The sequence below is a fragment of the Anaerohalosphaeraceae bacterium genome (genome assembly GCA_035378985.1).
GTDB lineage: Bacteria > Planctomycetota > Phycisphaerae > Sedimentisphaerales > Anaerohalosphaeraceae > JAHDQI01.
Window position 1 is genome coordinate 1 of the sequence record DAOSUR010000018.1, and the last position, 24,302, is coordinate 24,302.

A 24,302-nucleotide genomic window follows, 5' to 3' on the forward strand; every position below is an offset into this window, starting at 1 on the left:
CCGGAGTTGCCCTCCCGCCCTCGGCCGATTCCTCTCCCGCGACCCGATGGGGTATACAGATGGGATGAATCTCTTCTTGTATGTGCGAAATAATCCAATTATTCAGATTGATCCAACCGGGTACAAATTGGTTGATTGGCTTCCTATAGTAGTAGGTTCGATTATAAATTGTGTCCGTGCGTTTCGTGGAGTACCGGGAGAAAATATAAACGATTACTCAATCTGTTTTCCGAAATGTCCAAAGCCGGGGGATGATGAATGTGCGAGTTGTGAAAAATGTGTATGGCTGAAAACTGCTGCCTATACGACGAATTTTGCAGCCGGTGGTACATTCGTTGGTTTTGGGGAAGTACTCATCGAAGGTTTGTTAATACCTACATGGCCGGGAAAAATGGCAGTAATTATCGTTGGAGGCGTGGGAACTGTCTGTGGGTTTGATGTGATTAGCGATACCCATAAGGCAGCCGCTGAAGCCCTTAAACAATGTTCTCAGCAATAAGACAGCAACAATGAATGTGATAATTGAGGAAGCAGAAAAGACTGTTCGTGAGACTCTGATTGTTTCTGCGGTTCTTGTGAGCGTTTTATTCACGGCAGCTCTTTTTTCTTTCTTAAAAAAAGAGCAATGTTTTCCTCTCGGCGGAAACGCTTGTGGCGGATCTTGTTATGGATATCCGCCTGTGACCTTTGCCTTGCGTGGTGTTTGGTTTTCCTCCAGGATTTCTTTTTTTACTTTTGGGAGCGAACAGGATTCTGGTTTTTTTATATATTTATCTTCAAACACAGCTTTGTCTTTTTTCTTTTCGCATTTACGGTGAGGTCTGCATTCCCGCGGCGATTTCGGACAGGGCCGCAGGGGACACTTTTACGAAAGTCGAGTACTGGAAGATTGTAAGATATATTGGAATTGCCATCAAATATTTTGCTCTCGGAGTTATCGCAGGGCTGTATGTTTCGGATTCCGGTTTTCGCCACCCGTATTTGGTGATAGCAGCTCTGCCGCTTATCGGCGAAAGTATAAGAATAGGGGCTCAGCACAAGCTGGAAAACCGGAAAGAAACTTTCCGAGAAAGTCCGTAAGGGTTTACGATGCGGCGGGCTGGGGCGAGAATGTGTTTGTTCTTGCCGACGGATTAGGGTCGGTGCGGCCGTTGACGGATGCGGCATGTCAATTTTCAGAGCCAAAAAGGCATTTTAATGGCCGCATTTAAGGTGATTTCTCTCTTTTTTTGCCTACAGTTTGTTATCAGATTTGCTATGAAGGATGCTACAGAAGAATAAACAGCGGGTTTTTCCCGGTCACGTCCGGAGGAAAAACCCCGGTTCAGAAGGAAAGCACCGAGCGGGCAACTGGTTCAGTTCGGGGGCTGAAAGGTTTTTTATTCACATCCTTTTTCATTCGGAGGAGTTATGCGATTTGCGGTGATGACGGCGATGCTCAGCGCAGCGGCGTTGGGGGCAACCTGGACGGTGGCACCGGACGGCACAGGAGATTTTACGAGTATTCAGGAGGCCATCGATGCCTCCTGGGATGGGGATATCCTCCTTGTTTATCCGGGGGAATACCGAGAAGACATCTACTTCAACAGCCGGGCGGTTCTGTTAACCAGCATTGATCCCCATAACCCCGCTGTGGTTTGCTCAACCATCATCCGGGGGACCGTAACCTTTGATTTTCTTGAAGGCCCGGACTCTGTCCTTAGCGGTTTTACAATTCTGCCTGCGCCTAAAGAATATCTGTCGCCGAATAATAATTGTTTTTTCGATGTCTGCACGGTGCAGGCAGACCAAACGGCTCCAGTGATTTCCGGCGACATCGTGGTCTGGGCAGACTGGCGAAACGGAAATTCTGACATTTACGGCAAAAACCTTTCGACCGGTGAAGAATTTGCTGTCTGCACAGCGGAGGGGGACCAAACGGCTCCGGCGATTTCCGGCGACATCGTGGTCTGGGCAGACTGGCGAAACGGAAATTCTGACATTTACGGCAAAAACCTTTCGACCGGTGAAGAATTTGCTGTCTGCACAGCGGAGGGGGACCAAACGGCTCCGGCGATTTCCGGCGACATCGTGGTTTGGACAGACTGGCGGAACAGCTGGCCAGACATTTACGGCAAAAACCTTTCAACAAACGGGGAGTTTGCCGTCTGCACGGCGGAGGAATGGCACCAAACTCCCACTGTTTCCGGCGACATTGTGGTTTGGACAGACCTTCGGAACGGAAATGATGATATCTACGGCAAAAACCTTGCGACTGGTGAGGAGTTTGCCGTCTGCACAGCGGAGGGAAGCCAATATTCTCCCGCCGTTTCCGGCGACATTGTGGTCTGGACAGACCTTCGGAACGGAAATGATGATATCTACGGCAAAAACCTTGCGACCGGTGAAGAATTTGCTGTCTGCACGGCGGAGGAAAGCCAATATTCTCCCGCCGTTTCCGGCGACATCGTGGTCTGGCAAGATTGGCGGAGTGCCATTGGGAACTGGTCCAATCCCGACATCTACGGCAAAAACCTTGCGACTGGTGAGGAGTTTGCCGTCTGCACAGCAGAGGGATGGCAAGAAGAGCCCGCCGTTTCCGGCGACATCGTGATCTGGGAAGACTATCGGAACGGAAACGGAGACATCTACGGCAAAAGAATTGTCTTCTCCGGTGAAGGGATTCTCTGTTATAGCACCGCTCCGATGATTGCCGGAAATGTGATTTCCGGATTCGAATACGGTGTGCTCTGTATGTATGATTCGCTGCCGTATCTTTCCGGAAATACGATTCAGAAAAATCGGTTTGGAGTATCCGGCGGCGGCGACCTCGAACAGAATCGGATAACCTTCAACTGGGGCCATGCCGTCCAAAACGGTACAGGCCGGGTCAAGAACAATACAATTTCGGACAATTCCGGCATCGGCGTGTATAACCATCAGGGCATCCTTGAAAACAACACCATCCGCGGGAATCAGGAAGGCATCGTTCTCTGTACGGGGGATGTAATCGGCAATACAATCACCAGCAACAGGGGCCGAGGGATTTATCAGGCAGCCGGCGCCGTTCGAAACAATCGAATCGAAAAGAACCGTTCCGATGGTGCGGCCGGCTGCTCCGGCGGGGAGATTTCCTTCAACCAAATTACCGGCAATCAGGGACACGGAATCAGTTTGTGCTCCGGAATGATTTACGAAAACACTATTTCCGGCAATGCAGGGTCGGGGCTTTCTTCGTGCAGCGGCGCAATCCGAAACAACCAAATCACCCAAAACAAAATCGCCGGTTTAAATGCCTGCACAGGCGAGATTTTTGAGAATACGATTTGGAACAACGGTATCGGTGTGTCCGGCTGCAGTGCGGATATTCATCACAATGTGATTTCCGGCAGCCGCTCCCACGGCGTCAGCGGCGGTTCCCAGCAGCTTTGGGAAAACACCATTTCCGGCAGCGGCGGCCGCGGCGTGTCGGAGTTTGCAGGGTTTGTCCGAAACAATCTGATTGTCGGCAATCAGTCCGACGGCGTGTATTCGTGCACGTCCGTTATCAACAACACGATTGCCGAAAACAAGGGGCATGCTGTGATACACTGCAACGGCATCGTCAAGAACAACATCCTTGCCTACAACGGAGGCAAAGGGATTTACGGGCCCGCAGAGAACCGATACAACTGCTTCTGGCAGAATGCCGGCGGCAATTTTTACAACAACTACGCCAAGACGGGGGATATGTATGCCAACCCGCTCTTTGCAGCGCGGGGCCAATGGAATGATGCTGTCTGGACGGCCGGAGATTATACGCTGCTGTCTCAATACGGCCGCTGGGATTCCGCCGGCCAGCAATGGGTCATCGACGGCCAAACAAGTCCCTGCATAGACAAGGGTGACCCGGCGGACGGCGTTAAATATGAGCCGAACCCCAATGGAGGCCGAATCAATCTGGGCTTTGACGGCGGAACGGCCTTTGCCAGTCTGAGCAGCACATCAGGACCGGACCCGGAGGACCCGCCGGTTGTGCCGCCGATTTGTGTGAACAGACCGACAATGGATGCCACCGGCGACTGCACAGTGGACCTGGCGGATTTTGCGGTCTTTGCCTCCCAATGGATGGCCTGCGGCTACAACAATCCGGATGCCTGTCGGCCGTAGGGTGTATCTGTCCTTCCGAGGGCCGATAAAAAAAGGATGATAAAAAAAAACCGGGGCGGCGGCCCGGCCGACGGACTGCCGCCCCGACGGAGCGTCCATGCCATGGAAAAGACAGGAGAGGAGATTGCTTATCAAAACCCCGACTTGGGGACCTGCATATCTCTCTACATAGAAATTATACGAAATAAAAGCCCGCGATGACGGCAAAAAATCTTTTTGCCATTTCCGGCCAAAACAGGTATTTTACTGCCGGTTTGATGTAATTTCTGGCTCTGGGAAATGGCTATGGACAAAAAACTGATTCAACGCCGTCTTAAACAGCTTCGCACGTTTCTGCGGGAGAAAAACCTGGACGCATTGGTCCTGACCAAGGTCGAGAACGTCCGATATATCACCAATTTTTCCGGCCACGACAGCTGGGTTTTGGTTACGCAGAAGGCCTCGATTCTGCTGACCGACAGCCGCTATACGGAACAGGCAATGGGAGAATGCCTGGGCTGTCGAATCATCGAGCGGAAAAAAACCATCACCGATGCCCTGGCCGAGGAGGTCAAACGGCACGGCAAAATCCGCCGTCTGGCCGTGGAAAAAACCATCTCCGTCGGAACCCTGATGCGCATCCGCAAGGCGCTTCATCCGCTCAGGACCGCCGTTGTCTGTGCCGACAGCGCCGTCGAGCAGATTCGCCTGATAAAAACGCCCGCCGAAATTCAAACCATCCGAAGGGCCGCTCAAATTGCCTGGGAGTGCCTCGATTCGGCTCTCAAGGTCCTGCGAACGGGAATGACCGAACAGCAGCTGACGGCGCATCTGGAATACCAGATGCGCATGCGCGGCGCCCGCCCCGGTTTCGACACTATCATTGCCTTCGGCCCCAACGGCTCCCGCAACCACCACCAGCCCTCCGGACGCAAACTCCGTGCACACGATACTATCCTGATTGACTTCGGCGTCAGTTTTGACGGCTACACCTGCGACATCACCCGCAGTTTCGGCTGGAACAAGGTTTCCGGCGAGTATCAGCGGGCCTGGGAGACCGTTTATGCCGCCCAGCAGACCGCCATTGCCAAACTTCGCAACGGTGTACCCGCCGTTGAAGTGGATGCCGCCGCCCGCAAAGTGATTCAGCGGTCCGGCTTTCCTGTATACGGCCACGGCACCGGCCACGGACTGGGACTGGAGGTGCATGAGATGCCCTATCTGACCCCGCTGGACAAGAAAACCCGCCTCGAAGCCGGACAGGTCATCACCATCGAACCCGGCATTTACCTGCCCGGACGTTTCGGCATTCGCCTGGAGGATGATGTGCTGATTACCGAGACCGGCGCGGAGGTTCTTACCACGGACCGTCGAACCGGGTACAGCCGCGGCTCGCTTCAGATTTTGAAAGGCTGACCGTGACCGCTCCGGATTCCAGACCGTATGAGCGAATCATCGTCTCCGCCGAGCGGCTGGCTCAAACTGTCGAGCGTCTGGCCTCCGAACTCAACACCGCTTATGCACAAGAAGACAACGTTGTGGCGCTGGTGATTCTTGAAGGGGCCCGAATCTTTGCTTCGGATTTGCTGGGGCAGGTTCGTTTTCCCGTGCAGGTCGAGTTTCTCAGCGCCTCCAGTTATCGCGGCACCACGCAGTCCAGCGGGAACGTCCGGCTGCAGGGTCATCTCGACCTGGCCGGCAAGATTCGCGGCCGAAAGGTTCTTCTGATTGATGACATTTACGACACGGGTCTGACGCTGGCGGCTGTTCAGGAGTGGCTGGGCACCTGCGGGCCCGCCGATGTGAAAACCTGTGTGCTTCTCGAAAAGAAAATTCCGCATCAAAAACCGGCGGCAATCGATTTTCTGGGTCTGACCATTGAAGATTGTTTCGTGATTGGCTACGGGCTGGATTATCAGGGGCGCTTTCGCGACCTGCCCTTCGTTGCCGCTTTGGCGCAGTAAAACCAGCGGCTAATTCATCAGACGCGGGGCCGATTCAAACTCAAACCGCTGACCGCCGATGGACACATCTACCATCAGCCCCGTATCCGCCAGCACAAAGACCGCCATCCCATCCTGATAGTCGGCCTTGGCCGCCGCACCGACCGAAACCGCCGTCGCCGTCGCCTGGGCCGACAGGGTAAAATTGCCCTCTGTAAAAATCCGCAAATCCTGCGGATAGCGGAAGAAGATGACTTCGCGGAAGTATTCTCCCCCGAACGAAAAGCCCAGCGTTGCCTGCTTCATATCGCAGTAGCCGAGAAAGCGGCCGCCTTTTTCAAACACCATTCCGCGTCCGTAGGCCCCGCCGAGCAGAAAGGCCCCTTTGGCCACCTTCGGCAGGACAGCATAGCCGGCGGAACGCTCGAAATAACTCCGCAGGGTCGGGTCAGCCCGTTTGAAGTCGGCAATTGCCTCCTGCACGTCCGCCAGAAGCATTTCCCGCTGGCCTGCCTGCGGAGGGCTGGCCGAACATCCTGCCAGCACAATCACTGCCAACAAACAGATGCATCGCTGAATGGTCATCTTCGGGCTCCTTTCTTGTCTTTCATTCGGAAAAATATATCCGAACGCTTCAAAATTGTATCACGACCTTTCCGGTTGACAATAGGAATCTGAAAATCTTTTTTTGACCTTTCTTCTCTTTATTCGTATAATACTTCGGTTCGCTGGGGGTGGTCATAAAAAATGACCTGAGAAAAACCCTTCGAACCTGATCAGGCAAACCGCCGACGGCGGAGACCTGCGTAGGGAAGCGGCCTTTCAGAAGTTCCCTTCTGTGTTCGTTTCCCGCTGAAAAGACTGAAACAATCGGAGCGTTTATGGCCACACAATTACAGGAAGCGCGGGCGGGTCGGATTACAGAGGCGATGAAAATTGTCGCACAAAAAGAGGGGCTGCGTCCGGAGATAGTTCGGGAAGAAACCGCCGCCGGCCGGCTGGTGATTCCGGCCAACCGGGTGCACTTGTCTTGCCGTCTTATCCCTGCAGGAATCGGACGGGCTGTCAGCACCAAAATCAACGCCAACATCGGATGCAGCAGCGTCCGTTCCGATTTGCAGCAGGAGATTGAGAAGCTCAAAACGGCCCTTGAAGCCGGCGCTGATGCGGTTATGGATTTGAGCACCGGCGGCAGCCTGGATGAAATCCGCACGCGCCTTTTGGCCGAATGTCCCGTGCCGTTCGGAACCGTCCCCATCTATGAAGTCATCGTCGGCCGCGATGTCGAGGACATTACGCCCGACACCATCCTGAAGGTCATCGAAAAGCAGGCCGCCCAGGGTGTCGATTTCTTCACCATCCACGCAGGCATCCTCCGTGAACACCTCAACCTGCTGGGCTCGCGGGTGTGCGGCATCGTCAGCCGCGGCGGTGCCCTGCTGGCCAAGTGGATGCTCTATCACAACCGCCAAAACCCGCTCTATGAACTGTTCGATGACCTGTGCGCAATTATGCGGGAGTATGACGTCTGCTTTTCGCTGGGCGACGGCCTGCGTCCGGGCTGCGGAGCCGATGCCACGGATGCGGCCCAGATTGCCGAGCTGCGGACGCTGGGCGAGCTGACCCAGCGGGCCTGGGACCAGGGCTGTCAGGTGATGGTTGAAGGCCCCGGCCATGTGCCCTTCAACCAGATTCAGTACAATATGGAGCTCCAGCAGCAAATCTGCAAAGGGGCTCCGTTCTATGTGCTCGGCCCGCTGGTTACCGACAGCGCCCCCGGCTATGACCACATCACCAGCGCCATCGGCGGCACGGCGGCGGCCTATTACGGCGCTTCGTTTTTGTGCTATGTGACCCCGCGGGAGCATCTGGGGCTGCCGGATGTCAACGATGTGCGGCAGGGTGTCATCGCCGCCAAAATCGCCGCGCACGCCGCCGATGTGGCACGCGGGCTGCCTGCTGCCGTCGAGCGCGACCGCCGGCTCAGCGAGGCCCGTGCCGCCCTTGACTGGAAGGAGCATCTGAACAACGCCCTCGACCCCAACACCGCACGGGCGATGTACGAGGAGGCCTGTGCTCACAGCCGCATCGGTCAGGAAGCCACGCAGGATGACTACTGCACGATGTGCGGCAAACCCTGGTGCTCCCTGCGAATCAATAAGGAAATCCGGCAGCTTTTGTCATCACCGCAAAGATAAAGCGTTTTTCCTCGGCCTGCAAAGCGGTTTTTTTCTTGAAAAAGCGTCACTGTTTTTGTATAGTAGCATCAATGACAGGCAATATCCGAAATGGGGGTTTGTCGGCGATGAGGCGTATTGAGAGGAAACTCCGATGAAAGGTGTTCAAACAGCAGTTTGTTTTTTTCTTTACCTGGCAAGTGCGTTCTGCGCTGTTTCAGCTCCGGTGATTTTGAATGAGTACAATGCCGTTGCTTCCGATGCTTATCTGGGCGGGGGCAATGCGGCCGCTGATGCGGGCGGCGGGTATGCCTGCGATACATTCTGGGGGCGTGTGCCCGGCAACGGCGGCGACTGGTTCGAGCTGGTTGTTATTCAGGACCATCTCGACATGCGCGGCTGGAAACTGGATATCTATGAAAACGGACTGCTCGATGAGACCCTCGACCTGACCAATCATCCTCTCTGGTCCGATCTTCGTGCCGGCACGATTATCACCGTCGGGGAAGACCTTCCTACAGATGCCGGGTACAATCCGGCGGCAGGGGACTGGTGGATTCATGTGCAGGCCGCTGACGGAGCCGATGGGGTTTATATTGAGCCGTCGGGCTTTCCCGTCAGCAGCTCCAATTGGCAGCTGCGAATCCGCAATGCCGCCGGCACCGTCGTTTTCGGCCCGGCCGGAGAGGGAGTCAGCCCCGCGGCGGGCATCGGCAGCGACGAGGTCTTCCGTCTGGAGGCCGACCCGTCCGCTTCGATTGCAGCCAACTCGCCCGATTATGACGGCGGCAGCGACCTGAGCACCTTCGGAGCCCCCAACCAGTGGGGACGGCAGAATTTCGGGGCTCTCCGAACCATAACTTTGCCGGCTTCTACGCTGACGCTGCTTTCTCCAAACGGCTCCCAAACGATTCGCGCCGGCTCGGTTGTTCCGGTGCTCTGGACCTGGACAGGGACTGTCGAAGATGTGCTGGTTGAATTTTCCCTGAACGGCGGGCTGACCTGGCAGCCGGTCTATCCGCCCAATCAGGGCTGCAGCGGCCGCTATGACTGGCTGGTGCCGCTGGTTTCGTCTGACCGGGCCCTCGTGCGGGTCGTCAATGCGGGCAATCGGGCCGTCTCCGATGCGAGCGATGCGGCCTTTTCCATTGTTCCCTGCGCTCTGCCGGCCGACATCACCGGCGACTGCGTCGTCGATTTGGCGGATTTGGCCATGCTGGCCGCCTCCTGGCTTGAATAAGCCGCTTTGTTTCTCAAATAATCCGGTTTGCAGATTGCGATTCGGATTTCGAGATTGGGATTTTGTGTTTTCTCTCCTTCAGGTATAATTGTTCCTGCCGAAAAGATACCGAGCTTTCAGGAGAATCCGATGGCTGTCTCGATCAGCACCGGTCTGGTCGGTTTAGATGAAATTCTCTGCGGTCTTCGCTGGGGCGACAACGTCGTCTGGCAGGTGGACCGTATCGAGGACTATCGCCGCTATGCTGCCGCCTTTGTCGATAAGGCCCTGGCAGACGGCCGCCGCGTCCTTTACATCCGTTTTGCCGACCACGAACCGCTTCTGCCGGAGCATCCCGGCATTCAAATCATCCGGCTGGATGCCGAAGGCGGATTTGAGAGTTTCTCCAGCCGCATTCATCAGATTATTTCCGAAGCCGGCCGCCTGGTCTGCTACGTCTTCGACTGTCTGTCGGACCTGCTCAGCGCCTGGGCTACCGACCTGATGATCGGCAATTTCTTTATGGTCACCTGCCCCTATCTGTACGAATGGGACACGCTGGCCTATTTCGGCATCCTCCGCAACCACCATTCGTTCCATACCATTGCCCGCATCCGCGAAACCACCCAGCTGCTTCTGGATATCTATCATCTGGAGGGTCAGGATTATGTCCACCCGCTGAAGGTCTGGCGGCGCTATTCGCCGACAATGTACCTGCCCCATATTCGGCAGGGCTTAAAGTTTGTCCCTCTCAGCAGCAGTCTGGACGCCGCGCGGCTGTTTTCGCATCTGTCCGAACAGGGTCTCCAGCGTACCGAACGCATCTTGGACTATTGGGACCGGCTTTTCCTCGAAGCCCAGGAACTGCGGGGACTGCCGGCCGATACTCCGCAGGTCCGGCAGATGGTGGAACAAATCTGCCGGGTCATGGTTGGACGTGAAAAACGCATCGGGCAGCTGGCCGGACGCTATCTGACCCTCGAAGACCTGCTGGCTGTCAAAAGCCGCCTGATTGGAAGCGGCTACATCGGCGGCAAGACCGCTGGTATGCTCATCGCCCGACGCATCCTTCAGAATGACCCGTCGGAAAACTGGCAGGAGCGCCTCGAACCGCACGATTCCTTCTATATCGGCTCCGACGTTTTCTATACCTACATCGTCGAAAACGGCTGGTGGAAACTCTTTATGGAGCAGAAAACGCCCGAGGGCTACTTCCGCGCCGCCGCCGAACTGAAGGACAAAATGCTGCACGGCAAATTTCCTGAGCCTATTCGCCGGCAGTTTCAGGAAATGATGGAATACTTCGGCCAGTCGCCCATCATCGTCCGCTCCAGCAGTCTGCTGGAGGATTCTTTCGGCAACGCCTTTGCCGGCAAATACGAAAGTCTCTTTCTGGTCAATCAGGGCGAGCCCGATGAACGTCTGGCCCGCTTCGAAGAGGCCGTCCGCCGCATTTTTGCCAGTACGATGAACGAAAATGCCCTTACCTATCGGCTCCAGCGGGGCTTGGCTGGACACGATGAACAGATGGCCCTGCTGGTTCAGCGGGTCTCCGGCGCTTATCATCGGCATTATTACTTTCCTGCTATGGCGGGGGTGGGTGTTTCGTACAACACCTTCGTCTGGAATGCCTCCCTGGACCCGAAGGCCGGGATGCTGCGGCTGGTCTTTGGACTGGGTACTCGCGCCGTGGACCGTGTGGAGGATGACTACCCGCAGACCATCGCTCTGGACGACCCGCTCGTGCGGCCCTATGCTGACCGTGACGGCGCCGGACGCTTCTCCCAGCACAAAATCGACCTGCTCGATGTGCAGGAAAACCGCCTCAAGGCGATCGATGTGCAGGAGATTCTCTCGGAGCCGCTGGACCTGCCGCTGGACCTGATTGTTTCGCCGGATGAATATCTGATGCGGCGTCTGCAGGAAACAGGACGTTCCGACGCCAAAACCTACTATCTGGTAACCTTCCGCAAACTGCTGGCCGAAACGCCGTTTCCCCGGCTGATGCATCGGCTGTTAAAAACGCTCGAGGCCGCCTATCAGTATCCGGTCGATATTGAGTTTACCGTCAACTTTACGCAGGACGGCCAGCTGCGAATCAACCTGGTTCAGTGTCGTCCGCTGCAGACCAAAGGCATTCGTGCTGACATCCGGATGCCTTCCGCGGTTCCTGATGAAAAGATTATTCTCCGTACAGAGGGCTTCACGATGGGCCCGAGCGTTTCGCTGCCCATCCATCGAATTATTTATGTGGTTCCGGACCCTTATCTGGAGTGTCCGCAGAATCAAAAATACGAGGTGGCTCGTCTTATCGGCCGGCTCAACCGAACGATTGAAGACCGCGAAAAGACGTCTGTGATGCTTCTGGGGCCCGGCCGCTGGGGCACCAGCACCCCTTCCTTAGGCGTGCCGGTGCGGTTTGCGGAAATCAGCAATGTCTCTGTGCTGGCGGAAATTGCCTGCGAGGGAAGCAATCTGATTCCCGACCTGTCCTTCGGGACCCATTTCTTTCAGGACTTGGTCGAAAGCGACATTTTCTATATGGCCGTCTTTCCGGCCCGCCCAGAGGTCCTTTTCCGCGCAGAATGGTTTCTGAATTGCCCGAATGCTCTAAAGGAGTTCCTCCCGGATGCCGCCGACTATTCGGATACAATCCGGCTTATCTGCCTCGACAAACTCGGCATTTCCCTCCATCTTATTAGCGACATCATCTCCCGCCGTTCCATCCTGTTTTTGTTATAATTCCCAATCCGTCTTTGCCTATTTCTCCGACCTTTGCAGATACTCCAATACCGACAAACTATTTTGTGGACATCAGAACCGCTTTTCAGTATCCACAAACGAATTTGTGGCTATTGGGTTGCCCGCCAATTTTTTCCTCCTCCGTTATAAGGTAAACCAACACTTTTCCTTATATTATTTTTCACAAAATCTGCGCAAAGCGCCCCTTTTTACGGCTATTGCTTTACGGAGTATCCTTGTCCCGTGTGTGTGAAGTGTGTTTGTGCGTGATAGATGAAGCATGATGAATCGTAACTCTTATCGTAACTCTTTAGGAGAAGGAAAGATGAAAGCAAAAGCAATTCTGTGTCTGGTTTCTCTTGTTCTGGTCTCCTCTGCCTGGGCTGACATTGTAGTCGGCAATTTTGAAAACTCCACCGACGGCTGGTGGACCGGCGGCTGGCGACCGGGCGACTCCTCCACCCCTGTACAGGCCAACGCCACCCTGGGGGAGTGGTCGATGAAAATGACGCAAGTCCTTGGAGGATGGGATAATACGATTGAAGGTGCCCTGCTGGGAACCCCGGCTCAGGCCAAATTGGCCGCCTATGGAAAAGTCTCCGTGGACATCACGACATTCGCCAATGATTTCCCTGTCGGCTGGGCTTCTATCGGTTTGCTGATTAATACCGGTCTCGGTGCCGAAGGCGGCTGGGCACAGACGATGTGGAGTGTTTTTGACTGGCAGAGCGTCTCCATCGGAAGCACGCAAACCCTTGTTTTCCAGATTTCCGAAGAGGCAATGGCCAAGATGGGCAGTGCCACCGGATGGGCCAATATCGGCTTTATCAGCAACACCGGCAACAACGAAAACGACCCGATTACCGGCGAACCCATCTATCCGGCAATGGCGGTGTATTACTTTGACAACATCAAAGTGCTGGTTCCGGAACCGGCTTCCTTGGTTCTGCTGGGGCTGGGCGGATTGTCCGTCCTTCGCCGCAGGCGGTAGCAGGAGGATTCGGGAGGGTGAAAACGGGCTTGTTCGCTTTCGGCAGGCAAGCCCGTTTTTCTTCCCTTCGGCGGCCGGCGGTCTGGTTTCCTGGAAAAAACACGAAGGTTTTTGAAAAAGACCGCCGACAAATGGATTCGGCGGCTATTGCAGAAGGGGCGGGTGTGAAAGACGGACTGCAGAATATCGCAGGGAATTGTAACGATGACTCAGGAAAACGAAAAGACATCCGATTTTCTGAAGGCCCGAACGCCGTTCGTCAAACTGCTTACGGCCAATCACGCCCGAATCTATGCCTACATCATCAGCATGGTTCCGAACGATTCGGATGCGGATGACATTATGCAGGAAACGGCGGCGGTGATGTGGAAAAATTTCCACAAATTTGAACCGGGAACCAACTTCGTTTCCTGGGCGGTCACCATCGCCAAATACCAGATTCTCAATTACCGAAAACAGAACAAACGTTCCCGCCTGTGTCTGAGCGAAGAGGCCTATGACCTGCTGATTTCCGAAACGGAAAAGGTGCAGGAGCAGAGCCAGGACCGGCTTCAGGCCCTGCGAAACTGCCTGAATAAACTGTCTGACAAGGACCGGCAGTTTATCCGGATGCGCTATTATGACGGCTCCAGTGCCCGTCTTGTGGCCCAGAAAGTCGGTGCGTCCATCGATGCCGTTTATCGTTATACCGCTCGGCTGAACGACTGGCTGCTGAACTGTGTGCGGCGAACGCTGGCGGCGGGAGAACGACCATGAACGCCGAGGAAAAAATCCTTTATCGAGTGCGGTATCTGATCTGCAAGTCGCTGGACGGGCGAATTGAGGAGGAAGAAATCCGCGAGCTGGAGCGTCTGATTATCGAGCATCCTCCGGTTCGCCGGTATTACGTGGAGTTTCTGCAGATTCATACGCATCTTCGGACCCTTCTGGAACACGCCCCGCAGACCGCCGCTTCGACGGAAGAGGTTTTGGATGCGCAGCTGTGGCAGCAGCTGGCCCGGCACGAGCAGACGGCGGAGCTGGTGCCGGTGGAACGTCCGGCGGAACCGGCCGTTTCGGAGCCGCTGACCGCTCCGACCCCTTCGAGACGCCGCGTCAGCCGGCTCTCTTTGTTCGGAATTGCAGTATCCGTCGCCGCGATGCTTTTTATTGTGGTCTATGCGAAGTTCTTTGCTTCGCCGGCGGTGGCGACCCTGGCCGATTCGGTCAATGCCCGCTGGGCTTACAATCAGACTCCTCTTCAGCCGGGGGACCGCCTTTCCGTGCGTCCGAAGGATTTGGTCACCGGGTTCGTTTCCATTCGCTTTGATTCCGGCGCTGAAGTGGTGCTCGAAGGTCCCGCCCGTTTCAAGCTGCTTTCAGAAAACCAGATGCGTCTGTTCAGCGGAAAGGCCTTTGCCTCTGTTCCCAATACCGCCATCGGTTTTACCATTGATTGTCCGGGTTCTCGCGTGGTGGATTTGGGGACGGAATTCGGGTTGGAAGTCCGCAGCGGCCAGGCCGAGGTGCATGTGATGAAGGGCAAGGTGAATCTCGTAGCCGGCGTGCAGGGTACGCCGCAGACCAGTGAAATTCTCCAGCCGGCTCAGGCGCGTCGGATTGAACCGGACGGAAAAATCCGACCCGCTGAATTTAAGGAACTGTATTTTGCCCGAAAGATTTCCTCGCAGGAGCAGTCCGTCTGGTACGGACAGACCTATCTGGATTTGGCAAACCTGGCCGCCGGCGGAAGCGGCAGAGAATCCGTTTCGTCCCCAATGGGAATCGACCCGGCTACAGGACAGGTTCATCCGGAGGCCGAGCAGGGCTATATCCGAAGCGGTTCGGGAACTTATCATCCGGTTTCGGCTCTTCCGGTTGTGGACGGGGTGTTTGTTCCCAACGGCAATCAGGGACCGGTGCAGGTCTCTTCAGCCGGGCATACCTTCGGCGGTTTTCCGGGGACGGCCGGTGAATACTGGGCGGATATCATTACCCAGCCGATTATTTACACTGCCCGCCTCGGCGACAATCAGGAGCTCCTGAAAGGCCAGCCGATGGAGGTGTCGCTGGAACCGTCCAAAACCCCCTCTTCCGTGCTGGTGATTCACTCCAACGCCGGCATTACGTTTGACCTGGACGCCCTCCGGCGGCAGTATCCGAATCTGGAGATTGTCCGCTTTACCGCCCGCTGCGGCGTTTCGGCCAATGCGCTGGCTCAAATGGCCAATGAATTCTGGGTGCTGGTGGACGGTCAAGTGCGGTTTCATCATTTCAATCCTCATCAGCAGGCCTCGATTCAGAGAATCGACGTTGAAATTCGTCCGGAGGAACGATTTTTAACTCTCGCTGCGACCGACGGCGGCGACAACATCAGTTATGACTGGTGTCTGTTCGAACAGCCGCGGCTGGAATTAAGGGGAAAATACTGAAAGAGTATCGTCGGATTTATGAAAAGATAAAAGGGAAAGGGGAAGCAGATGAAAAGAAAATGGTTAATGGTATATTTAGGATTCGGCCTTCTTTTTTCGTCCATCGGTTTTGCGATGGACCCGATTTTAATCGGAGATTTTGAAAGCGGCCCGGACACCGGTTTTACCCCCTATCGATATGACCACTGGTTTAACGGCGGGCTGGCCATTTCCGACACGCTTCTGCCGGCGGTGGCTGCCACACGGGGAACCCATTCGTTAAAATGTGTGGATGCTGACGGCGGCTGGGGTGCGACAGTCCAGCTGCCCCTGTTTGACAACGGCAACACGCTGGACAACCCCTGGATTCAGGCCATTTTGTCCCCTCAGTGTGTCATTTCCGTAGATGTCACGGCTGTCGCGTCGGAAGTGGCGGGCGGATGGTGTGAATTGGGGTTTATTCATAATACGGCGGCCCCGAGCGGCGGCTGGAATCTGTATATGTGGCAGCCGCTGATTGTGGACGGTTTGCCCCACCGGTATGTGTTTACGATGGATGAGGAAACGCGAAATTCCATCATCAATGCCATTGGCGGCTGGGGCGCCAATATCGGCTTCGGCATCAACACCGGTTCCGGAAGCACCACCATTTACATTGACAACATCTGGATTTGGCCGGAAGGGCTGGTGGATGAATACGGGCCCCGCAATCCCTCTGTGGAGCAGGAATTCGCCGCCAATCCCAACTTTGTCAATGCCCTCCTGAAGTGGAGGCCGGGTGGGGACCCCAATGGACAATACGAGGTCAATCCGCTGATTGTGGACGAATATGTCTTCATCAGTAAGACGCTCAATGACCCTAATCTGTATTATCACGGCAGAACCGGTGTGGACCCGGGTCTGACCACGACCGAATCTCAGTATGGGCCCGTGCTTCTTCCGATTAACAGCACTTTCCGCTGGGCGGTTGTGGAAGCCGTGGAAGGTTATGAGCAGACTTTTACCGTCGGTGTCAGCACCCTGGAGGCGGTGGAACCGAACAATATTGTCGGGCCCATTTGGTCTTTTAACACGCTCAGCACGCTGCCGGTCATTACGGCTCAGCCGGTCAGCACCCGTTATGGAATCGGCGGTCCCAACCCGCAGTTTACGGTCACCGTTCAAAGCGTTACGACGCCCAGTTATCAGTGGTACTTCTCGCAGGACGGTGTGATTGACGCTTCCGATACAGCCATCAGTGCATCGATCGGCGGAAACAGTCCCACCCTGACAATCCCCTCGGCAAACAAGGCCTATCAGGCCTACTATTACTGCCGTATCTGGAATGCGGCGACCCAGTCCGGCGGCGGCAGTTTTCCGGATGTTTATTCCAATGTCGTGACGCTGGTTGTGGAACGCAAGGTGGCTGAATATCTGTTTGACGGCAATCTGAACGACAGCAGCGGCCACGGCGTCAACGGCACCGGTGTCGGCAGCCCGACCTTTGCAGCGGGTATCGGCGGCGGGCAGGCCCTGTCTTTGAACGGCCTCAATCAGTATGTCACGCTGGGCAACAACGGCTTCCCGAAGGCAAGTCTGCTGGATGCCGGCGGCATCGGCGGCGGGCTGGACCGCGGGTCGGTTGTCTGCTGGGTGAAGGTCAATTCCGTTCCCGGCGGGGAGCCCTACAGCAAGGTGGCGGCGATTTTGTCCGGCTGGAATCACGGAGACGGCTGGCCGCATACAGCCTTCGAACTGGCTGTGGAGTCGGATTTGGATTCCACCTATACCAACGCCCGAGCCCTGGTGTTGGGTGAGACGGCTCAGGTGGCCTGGGTGTCCTGGCGGCCGACGTGGGTGAACAACTTCAACATGGCCGGCGACGGACAGTGGCATATGATTGCGGCGACCTGGGCGATGGATGATATTATGCGCGTGTATGTGGACGGCAGTCTCATCGCCACCTCCGGCAGTGCCTCCAGCAGCACCTTCCTGCCGTGGGTGAACGGAATGCTCATCGGGGCATCGCCGCAGGATACGCAGGGCGGCATTCATCGGTACTTCAACGGGCTGATTGACAACCTGCGGGTGTACAACTATGTGCTGACCCCGGAAACTATCGCTCAGGAATACTACAACCTGACGGGCAAACCCGGCTGCATCTATACGGACTTCCCGGGCAGCAATTTCAACGTTGACAACACCGGCACATCTTACTGCCGCGTCGATTTGGCGGACTTCGCCCTGATGGCTCAGAACTGGCTGGCGGAGGGATTTTATCCGTAGTCGTTAGGGCGGAATCGAGCAGCGAGGAATAGGAGAACGGGGCCTGCGGAATAGGCAGGCCCTTTTTTTGTTTTCTTCCAAAAATAATCTTTACAGAAACCCCTAATGCAAATATTTTAGACAGCAGAGATAATGCCGTACAAAAAACAGCAAAAAAGGACAGCAAAATGAAGACGGCATCCAAGTACGGTTTTTTTGACGAGGCGGCTCGGGAATATGTCATCACGCGTCCCGACACACCCCTGCCGTGGATAAACTACCTGGGATTTCAGGATTATCTGGGGATTATTTCGAATACGGCCGGCGGCTACAGTTTCTATCGTGATGCCCGGCTGCGGCGGATCACCCGTTATTTTTACAATGCCGTGCCCAAAGACAATCCCGGCCGCTATCTGTATCTGTGCGACGGGCGAAACACCTGGAACCCGAGCTTTAAGCCGATGCGCCGTGCGCTGGATTTTTATCAGTGCCGTCACGGCCTCGGTTATACCGTGATTACCGGCCGGCTTGCAGGGCTCGAAGCCCGAACAACCTATTTTGTGCCGGTCGATGAGGATGCGGAGGTGTGGGCGGTCCAACTGACTAACCATACCCGACGCAAAAAAACCATCGACATCTTCAGTTATGCGGAGTTTTGTCTGTGGAATGCCTGGGACGATGCGACTAATTTTCAGCGGAACTGGAACACCGGCGAGGTCGAAGTGGAAGGCAGCGTGATTTACCACAAAACCGAGTACCGGGAACGCCGCAGCCATTATGCCTTTTTTGCCTGCAGCGAGCCGGTTGTCGGATTTGACACCAGCCGCGATGCGTTTCTGGGCAATATGAATGATTACGGCTGTCCGGAGGCCGTGCTCCGGCGAACATCCTTCAACAGCATTGCCCACGGCTGGGCGCCGGTCGGCTCCCATCACCTGCGGCTGACGCTGGAGGCCGGCCAAACCCGCTCGTTCCATTTTGTCCTCGGGTATCTGGAAAATCCGCCCGAGAAGAAATTTTCCGCCCCCGGCGTGCTCAACAAAGAACGATGTTATGACCTGCTCCGGCGGTTTCAGACAGCCGAGCAGATTGAGGAGAAGTTTCAGCAGCTTCGGCGGCACTGGGAGCAGGTTCTCGGAACCCTTCAGACGGAGATAGACAATCCGCTGGTTCGGCGGATGGTTAATACCTGGAATCCCTATCAATGCATGGTTACGTTCAACGTGTCGCGTTCGGCCAGTTCGTTTGAGTCCGGCATCGGGCGGGGGCTGGGGTTTCGGGATTCCAATCAGGACCTGCTCGGCTCCGTGCAGATGGTGGCCGCACGGGCCCGGCAGCGCATCCTCGATTTGGCCGCCACGCAGAACTCCGACGGCACCTGCTATCACCAGTACCAGCCGCTCACCAAACAGGGCAATCATGAGGCCGGCACCGGCTTCAGCGATGACCCCCTGTGGCTGATTGTTTCAACAGACGCCTACATTCGCGAGACCGGCGATGAATCGATTCTCGACGCCCCCGTCGGATATGCGGACAAACCCCAGAGTGCCGAACGTACGACCTTGCTGGACCATCTGCATCAGTCGGCCCGTCGGGTGCTGGCCGACCGCGGGCCGCACAATCTGCCCCTGATCGGCCATGCCGACTGGAACGATTGTCTGAATCTGAACTGCTTCAGCAATACTCCCGGCGAAAGTTTTCAGCTGGCCGGTGATATCGAAGGCGGCCGGGCGGAATCGGTGATGGTTGCCCAGCTGTTTATTTACAGTGCAAGCCGGCTGGCGGCCCTGCTGCGCCGGCGCGGCGAGGCGGCGGCCGCAGACGCCTACGAAAAAGAGGCCGCCGCAATGAAAGAGGCCGTGATGCAGTTCGGCTGGGACGGAAAATGGTTCCGGCGGGCATATGACCATTTTTCGCGGCCCGTCGGCTCGGCCTCCTGCGATGAAGGCAAAATCTTTATTGAAACGCAGGGCTGGGGCGTAATGGCCGGCCTGGGGCTGGAGGATGGAAAAGCCCGACAGGCCCTCGACAGTGCCTGGGAGTATCTGGCCGATGAGAACGGAATGGTTCTCGTGCAGCCCGCCTATACCTACTACCGCGACTATCTGGGCGAAATCACCTCATATCCGCCCGGCTATAAGGAAAATGCGAGCGTCTTCTGCCACAACAACACCTGGATGATTATCGCCGAAACCATTCTTGGACGCGGCGACAGGGCGTGGGAGCTGTACCGGCGGATTTGTCCGGCGGCCAAAGAAGACCGGCTCGACATTTACCGCAGCGAGCCCTACTGCTTTGCCCAGACCATCGCCGGCAAGGATGCCCCGATGCCCGGCGAGGCCAAAAACTCCTGGCTGACCGGCACCGCCTCCTGGACCTATGTTGCCCTGACGCAATATATCCTGGGGATTCGGCCTGAATACGATGGGCTTTGTATCGCCCCGTGCATCCCGCCGGACTGGAAAGGTTTTACTGTCTATCGGCTCTTTCGCGGCTGTCGGTATGAGATTTATGTGAGCAATCCGGACGGGGTAATGAAGGGCATTCGCCGCCTGCTGGTGAATGGAAAACCGATTCCGGGGCAAGTCGTGCCTGTCTTTCCGGCCGGCCAAACCGTTCGCGTTGATGCGGAAATGGGGATAAAATTATGAAACCTGTTCAGAGACAATCCAACCGGTCCGGATTCAGGGCGGACAGCAAAACCTTTGTCCTTTGGTTCTTTCTCGGGGTCTGGGCCGCCGCCGCTACACCGCGGCTGCGTGCGGAAGGGACGGTCCTCAAAGACCCGGCGGGCAATGTGGTAGTCCTGCGCGGCGTGTCTTTGATTGATGTAGGCGGGACGGAAAAGCAGTTCGGCGGAGCGATTCGAATGATTGACCGGCTGACCAACCGCAATGACCCGCAGGGCTCCTCGCCTGGGTGGTATCCGAAGGTCATCCGCATCCCGATTTATCCGCCGGATGAAGAGGACTACAAGAGCCCGTGGACGTTTATCCCCGGACGGGATGATTTCTATGAAAAACTGCTGCGGCCCGTGGTGGACTACTGCAAAAGCAAAGACCTGTATGCGATTGTGGACTGGCACTACATCGGCAATACCTTTGACCATCGCGAAACGACGCGGCAGTTCTGGGAGTATATGGCGCCGCGGTTTGCGGAGGACAGCCACGTCATCTTTGAGCTGTTCAATGAGCCGATTAATAAAGTCGGCACGGATGAGGAATGCTGGCTGAGTGTCCGCAAAGATATGCAGGAGTGGGTCAATCTGATTCGGCAGTACGCCCCGCAGACGCTGCTGCTGATTGCCGGCGCCAACTATTCGCAAATCATCGGGCCCGCCGCCGACCATCCGATTGAAGATCCCGTCGGAAACAAAAACTATGCCATCGTTTCCCACATTTATCCGATGCACTGGCTCAGCGAAAACGCCCAGTGGTACAAAGACCATATCCTCCGGTGCGTGAAGGTGCATCCGGTTTTTCTGAGCGAGTGGGGATTCAGCCGCAGTTTCCGCCGCAGCCGCATTCCGGCGGCCACGGTTGACAACTATGCCCATCCGCTGCTGAACTGGGCGGAACAGTATAAAATCAGCAGCACCTGCTGGGCCGCCAGCTACGACTGGAATCCGAAGCTGTTTAACCCCGACTGGACGCTGCGCTGCGGGCCCTATGAGATGGGCTGCTTTCTGAAGGATTATCTCTACGAGAAGCGAAACGATGACCAGCCGGCCGGTGCGAACGAGCCGTCGGCTTCTTCGCTGTAAAAGAAAAGCTTATCCGCGACTGCTGCCGGAGGTCAGACGGGCAAATCGGCTGCGGCACTGGGCTATCAGATTGAGCATCTGGTCGGCTTGTTTGCGGACGGCCGGGTCCGGATGGGTCACGCGGGCGTTCCATTTGCGGTATTCACTGGTGAGTTTCTCAAGGATTTGCGACTCCGTCATCCCCTCGTGAAGTCCCAGCAGGAGCATCGGGTCCTGGATGTGTTCGGCCTGACGGCTCAGGTATTTCTGCACAAGGGTTTCCCAGCGGTTTTTGGGAATCTCCAGCTTGGCGGCGATAGTCTGAAGCAGATGCAGAAGGGGCTGAGGAATCCCGGAGGCGCAGGCGGCGATTCGCATGCAGATTTCCAGGATGCTGCAGCACTCGGCGGGTTCTGCATAGCCCGCCAGCTGTTCGCAGGCGTCCCGTACGAGGGCGGCGGCCTGCTCGTCGGAAAGGGGTTCCGTCTGTTCGGCGGCGGGCAGCTTTCGTTCCTGCAGCCACCGCTCCAGCATTTCTTTGCCTGTGGGGTTGGGTGCCGTCATCTGCCAAACGGTTGCGGCAATTTGGCGCATCGCCTGCTGTTTGGCCAGACGCTGCTGCTGGATTTCCTCGTATCCGAAGTGTTCAGACAGCAGCGGCACCTGGTTTCGTGCGGACGCCAGTACTTTTCCGGTCGTCTTGTCCAGAACGGTCACTTCACACTCGAGTACGGCCGGTCCGCGCCGCGGAAAGACCAGCTCCCAGGCGCCGATTTCGGCAATAGTGACCCAGTCTTTCAAAACCGACACCCGGGCCGGCAGAATGCCGTTGTGAAACCGGTATTGATGGGCGGGCGTGCCGTCCAATGACCATTCCGGGCGTCTGCAAAGCACGGGTTTGGCGGCGGTCTGTTTATCGGTTGCATCTGTTAACTGAATCAAGAGATCGGTATCACAGTTTGGGTACGGGACACGAATCGCACCCTGAATCTGGATTTTTAATACATCCCGGCAGCCGGCGGCCGTTTCCTCCTCAAACAGCAGGACCCGGCAGGCAAACCGCCGGGGGTCCAGGGCGGGAATCAGCACGCCCAGCCAGCGCCGCAGCGACACCGGGCCGAGGGCCGCCAAAACCGCTCCCAGCGTCAGCACAACAATCAGAATGCTCAGGGCCTGTTCGGTCATCGTCAGCGAACCTGAAATTTGGCGATTTCCTTTGTCTTCTGCTGAATGGAGCTCTGATGCACTGCAGCGCCGTCTTCACTCAGGTCGAAATCCACCTCCAGCGTGCGTCCGGATTCCTCATCGCAGAATGTGCAGTGCATCCGCTGGTTGAGGTCATAACTGTACCGAACCAGAATCGGCCGATTGGCCGGACGATTGGGCGGCAGTTCGAAGATTTCCGTGGCAATCTTATTGACAAAGTCGGGGTCTTCATCTTCTCCCTGCGTGATGGTAATCTGAAGTTCCGTCTGCCCTTCACACATCGTATAAAACGTCTGTGTGGCTTCGCAGGGCAGCGGGGTATTTTTCTTCAGCAGGATGCTGTTTCGAATCACGTGCTTGCCTGTGGCCTCATCAAACGGAGCACACAGGGTCCCGTAACTGTGGTTGCAGACGTCCTTGAGTTTGATGTCCCGCAGACCGGCGGCAATACCCGCCTCGACCTGTTCGGGGTGCTGCCGCAGCAGGGTCAGGCCGGCGTGAATGGCTGCTCCCAGCGCTACACATTCATCGACGTTGACGGCCACCAGCGGGGGCTTGCCGAATTTTTCGGTCAGCCGTTTCTGCACCAGCGGAATGCGGGTGCTGCCGCCCACCAGCAGGACCTGGTCAATCTCTTTGATGGTGCAGCCGGCTTCCTGAAGACTGACGTCAATGAGCATCTCCGTGCGTCCGACCAGCGGTTCGACGGCTTCTTCAAACTGGGCCTGCGTAATTTCAACCCGGGCGCTGCCGGCCTTGCCGTACAAAATCTTTTTGGCGACGGGGCGGCGCGAGAGAGTCTTTTTCACATCTTCGGCCTCATCCTCATACTGGGCCTGCTCCTGCGAGTTGGTAATCAGCGGCTGACCGGTCTGTTCCTGATAGGTTTTTTCGAACATCTGAAGGATTTTCCGGTCAAAGTCCACTCCGCCCAGTGCGTGGTCTCCCTGATTGCAGACGATCTGAATATTCTGGCCGCTGACATCCATAATCGTCACATCAAACGTACCGCCGCCCAGGTCATACACCAGCACCCGGCCGTTGACATCGTGTGTGGTGGCATAGTAGAGAGCCGCCGCCACCGGTTCATTGACGATGCCGATGACGTTCAGGCCCGCCATCGCACCGGCGTCCATCGTGGCTTTTCGGCGAACCTCGTCAAAATGCGCCGGCACGGAGATGACGACATGCTGAATGTTCGGGTAAATCATCTCCGCGTCCTGTTTGAGTTTCTTTAAAATCAAACTGGAGATTTCCTCCGGCGTCCAGACGCGGCTGCCGATGGTTTTCCGCCACTGGGAATCGCCCATATGCCGCTTAATCCAGCGGATGGCCCTGTCGGGATTGAGCTGCCGGCAGTTCAGCGCCTCGATGCCGACACGAACCGTGGCGTCCTGGTCTTCATCAAAATACACGACAGACGGCGTCAATCGCTCTCCTTCACTGTTCGGAACGACCTCCGGGCGGCCGATTTTGTTCAGAATCGCCAGTGCCGAAAATGTTGTTCCCAAATCGATTCCTGCTATCATGCCCATAGTTTC

17 protein-coding genes and 1 riboswitch are annotated in these 24,302 nt (G+C 56.2%); of the genes, 14 read left to right on the forward strand and 3 right to left on the reverse strand.

Annotated features, from left to right (window positions below; genetic code table 11):
* The 5 genes from PKY88_11315 to hpt all read left to right on the forward strand — a co-directional run.
* Positions 1-499 (forward strand): RHS repeat-associated core domain-containing protein (locus tag PKY88_11315; protein HOQ05791.1); only part of this gene is annotated, 499 nt, incomplete at its 5' end.
* A 10-nt stretch (positions 500-509) separates the two neighbouring features.
* Positions 510-818: a hypothetical protein gene (locus tag PKY88_11320; GenBank protein HOQ05792.1), complete on the forward strand. Its 309-nt coding sequence runs from the start codon at positions 510-512 to the stop codon at positions 816-818.
* Between the two features lie 592 nt (positions 819-1,410).
* On the forward strand, positions 1,411-4,128 hold the full coding sequence (locus PKY88_11325) for a NosD domain-containing protein (GenBank protein ID HOQ05793.1): 2,718 nt from the start codon (positions 1,411-1,413) through the stop codon (positions 4,126-4,128).
* 285 nt (positions 4,129-4,413) lie between these two features.
* Positions 4,414-5,523, forward strand: a complete 1,110-nt coding sequence (locus PKY88_11330) for a Xaa-Pro peptidase family protein (GenBank protein HOQ05794.1) — start codon at positions 4,414-4,416, stop codon at positions 5,521-5,523.
* A gap of 2 nt (positions 5,524-5,525) precedes the next feature.
* Positions 5,526-6,071, forward strand: a complete 546-nt coding sequence (gene hpt, locus PKY88_11335; GenBank protein HOQ05795.1) for a hypoxanthine phosphoribosyltransferase — start codon at positions 5,526-5,528, stop codon at positions 6,069-6,071.
* Positions 6,072-6,080: 9 nt separating this feature from the next.
* Here hpt and PKY88_11340 read toward each other — a convergent pair whose 3' ends face one another.
* Positions 6,081-6,635 carry a lipid-binding SYLF domain-containing protein gene (locus PKY88_11340; protein ID HOQ05796.1) on the reverse strand — a complete coding sequence of 185 codons (555 nt, stop codon included), beginning with the start codon at positions 6,633-6,635 and terminating at the stop codon, positions 6,081-6,083.
* 135 nt (positions 6,636-6,770) lie between these two features.
* Positions 6,771-6,880, forward strand: a riboswitch (TPP riboswitch).
* A 51-nt stretch (positions 6,881-6,931) separates the two neighbouring features.
* Here PKY88_11340 and thiC point away from each other — a divergent pair.
* The 9 genes from thiC (at position 6,932) to PKY88_11385 (ending at position 21,576) form a co-directional block, all read left to right on the forward strand.
* Positions 6,932-8,248, forward strand: a complete 1,317-nt coding sequence (gene thiC, locus PKY88_11345; protein HOQ05797.1) for a phosphomethylpyrimidine synthase ThiC — start codon at positions 6,932-6,934, stop codon at positions 8,246-8,248.
* A 133-nt stretch (positions 8,249-8,381) separates the two neighbouring features.
* Positions 8,382-9,467 carry a hypothetical protein gene (locus tag PKY88_11350; protein ID HOQ05798.1) on the forward strand — a complete coding sequence of 362 codons (1,086 nt, stop codon included), beginning with the start codon at positions 8,382-8,384 and terminating at the stop codon, positions 9,465-9,467.
* Positions 9,468-9,596: 129 nt separating this feature from the next.
* On the forward strand, positions 9,597-12,188 hold the full coding sequence (locus PKY88_11355) for a PEP/pyruvate-binding domain-containing protein (GenBank protein ID HOQ05799.1): 2,592 nt from the start codon (positions 9,597-9,599) through the stop codon (positions 12,186-12,188).
* A 325-nt stretch (positions 12,189-12,513) separates the two neighbouring features.
* On the forward strand, positions 12,514-13,179 hold the full coding sequence (locus PKY88_11360; GenBank protein HOQ05800.1) for a PEP-CTERM sorting domain-containing protein: 666 nt from the start codon (positions 12,514-12,516) through the stop codon (positions 13,177-13,179).
* Between the two features lie 204 nt (positions 13,180-13,383).
* Positions 13,384-13,935, forward strand: coding sequence for a sigma-70 family RNA polymerase sigma factor (locus PKY88_11365; protein ID HOQ05801.1), 552 nt, complete (start codon positions 13,384-13,386; stop codon positions 13,933-13,935).
* Entirely contained in the window at positions 13,932-15,590 is a 1,659-nt protein-coding gene (locus PKY88_11370) for an NPCBM/NEW2 domain-containing protein (GenBank protein HOQ05802.1), read from the forward strand. The genes PKY88_11365 and PKY88_11370 overlap by 4 nt, the downstream gene beginning before the upstream one ends.
* A 48-nt stretch (positions 15,591-15,638) precedes the next feature.
* Positions 15,639-17,834, forward strand: coding sequence for a hypothetical protein (locus tag PKY88_11375; protein ID HOQ05803.1), 2,196 nt, complete (start codon positions 15,639-15,641; stop codon positions 17,832-17,834).
* A 167-nt stretch (positions 17,835-18,001) separates the two neighbouring features.
* Entirely contained in the window at positions 18,002-20,464 is a 2,463-nt protein-coding gene (locus PKY88_11380) for a hypothetical protein (GenBank protein HOQ05804.1), read from the forward strand.
* A complete protein-coding gene (locus PKY88_11385) occupies positions 20,461-21,576 on the forward strand; it encodes a cellulase family glycosylhydrolase (GenBank protein ID HOQ05805.1) in 1,116 nt (371 codons plus the stop codon). Before PKY88_11380 ends, PKY88_11385 begins: the two co-directional genes overlap by 4 nt.
* Positions 21,577-21,585: 9 nt before the next feature.
* Here the strand turns inward: PKY88_11385 and PKY88_11390 are convergent, their stop codons facing one another.
* Together PKY88_11390 and PKY88_11395 are read right to left on the reverse strand one after the other, a co-directional pair.
* Positions 21,586-22,740: a hypothetical protein gene (locus PKY88_11390; protein ID HOQ05806.1), complete on the reverse strand. Its 1,155-nt coding sequence runs from the start codon at positions 22,738-22,740 to the stop codon at positions 21,586-21,588.
* A gap of 2 nt (positions 22,741-22,742) precedes the next feature.
* Complete coding sequence (locus PKY88_11395; GenBank protein ID HOQ05807.1) at positions 22,743-24,296, reverse strand: Hsp70 family protein; 1,554 nt, start codon at positions 24,294-24,296, stop codon at positions 22,743-22,745.
* Between the last annotated feature and the right edge of the window lie 6 nt (positions 24,297-24,302).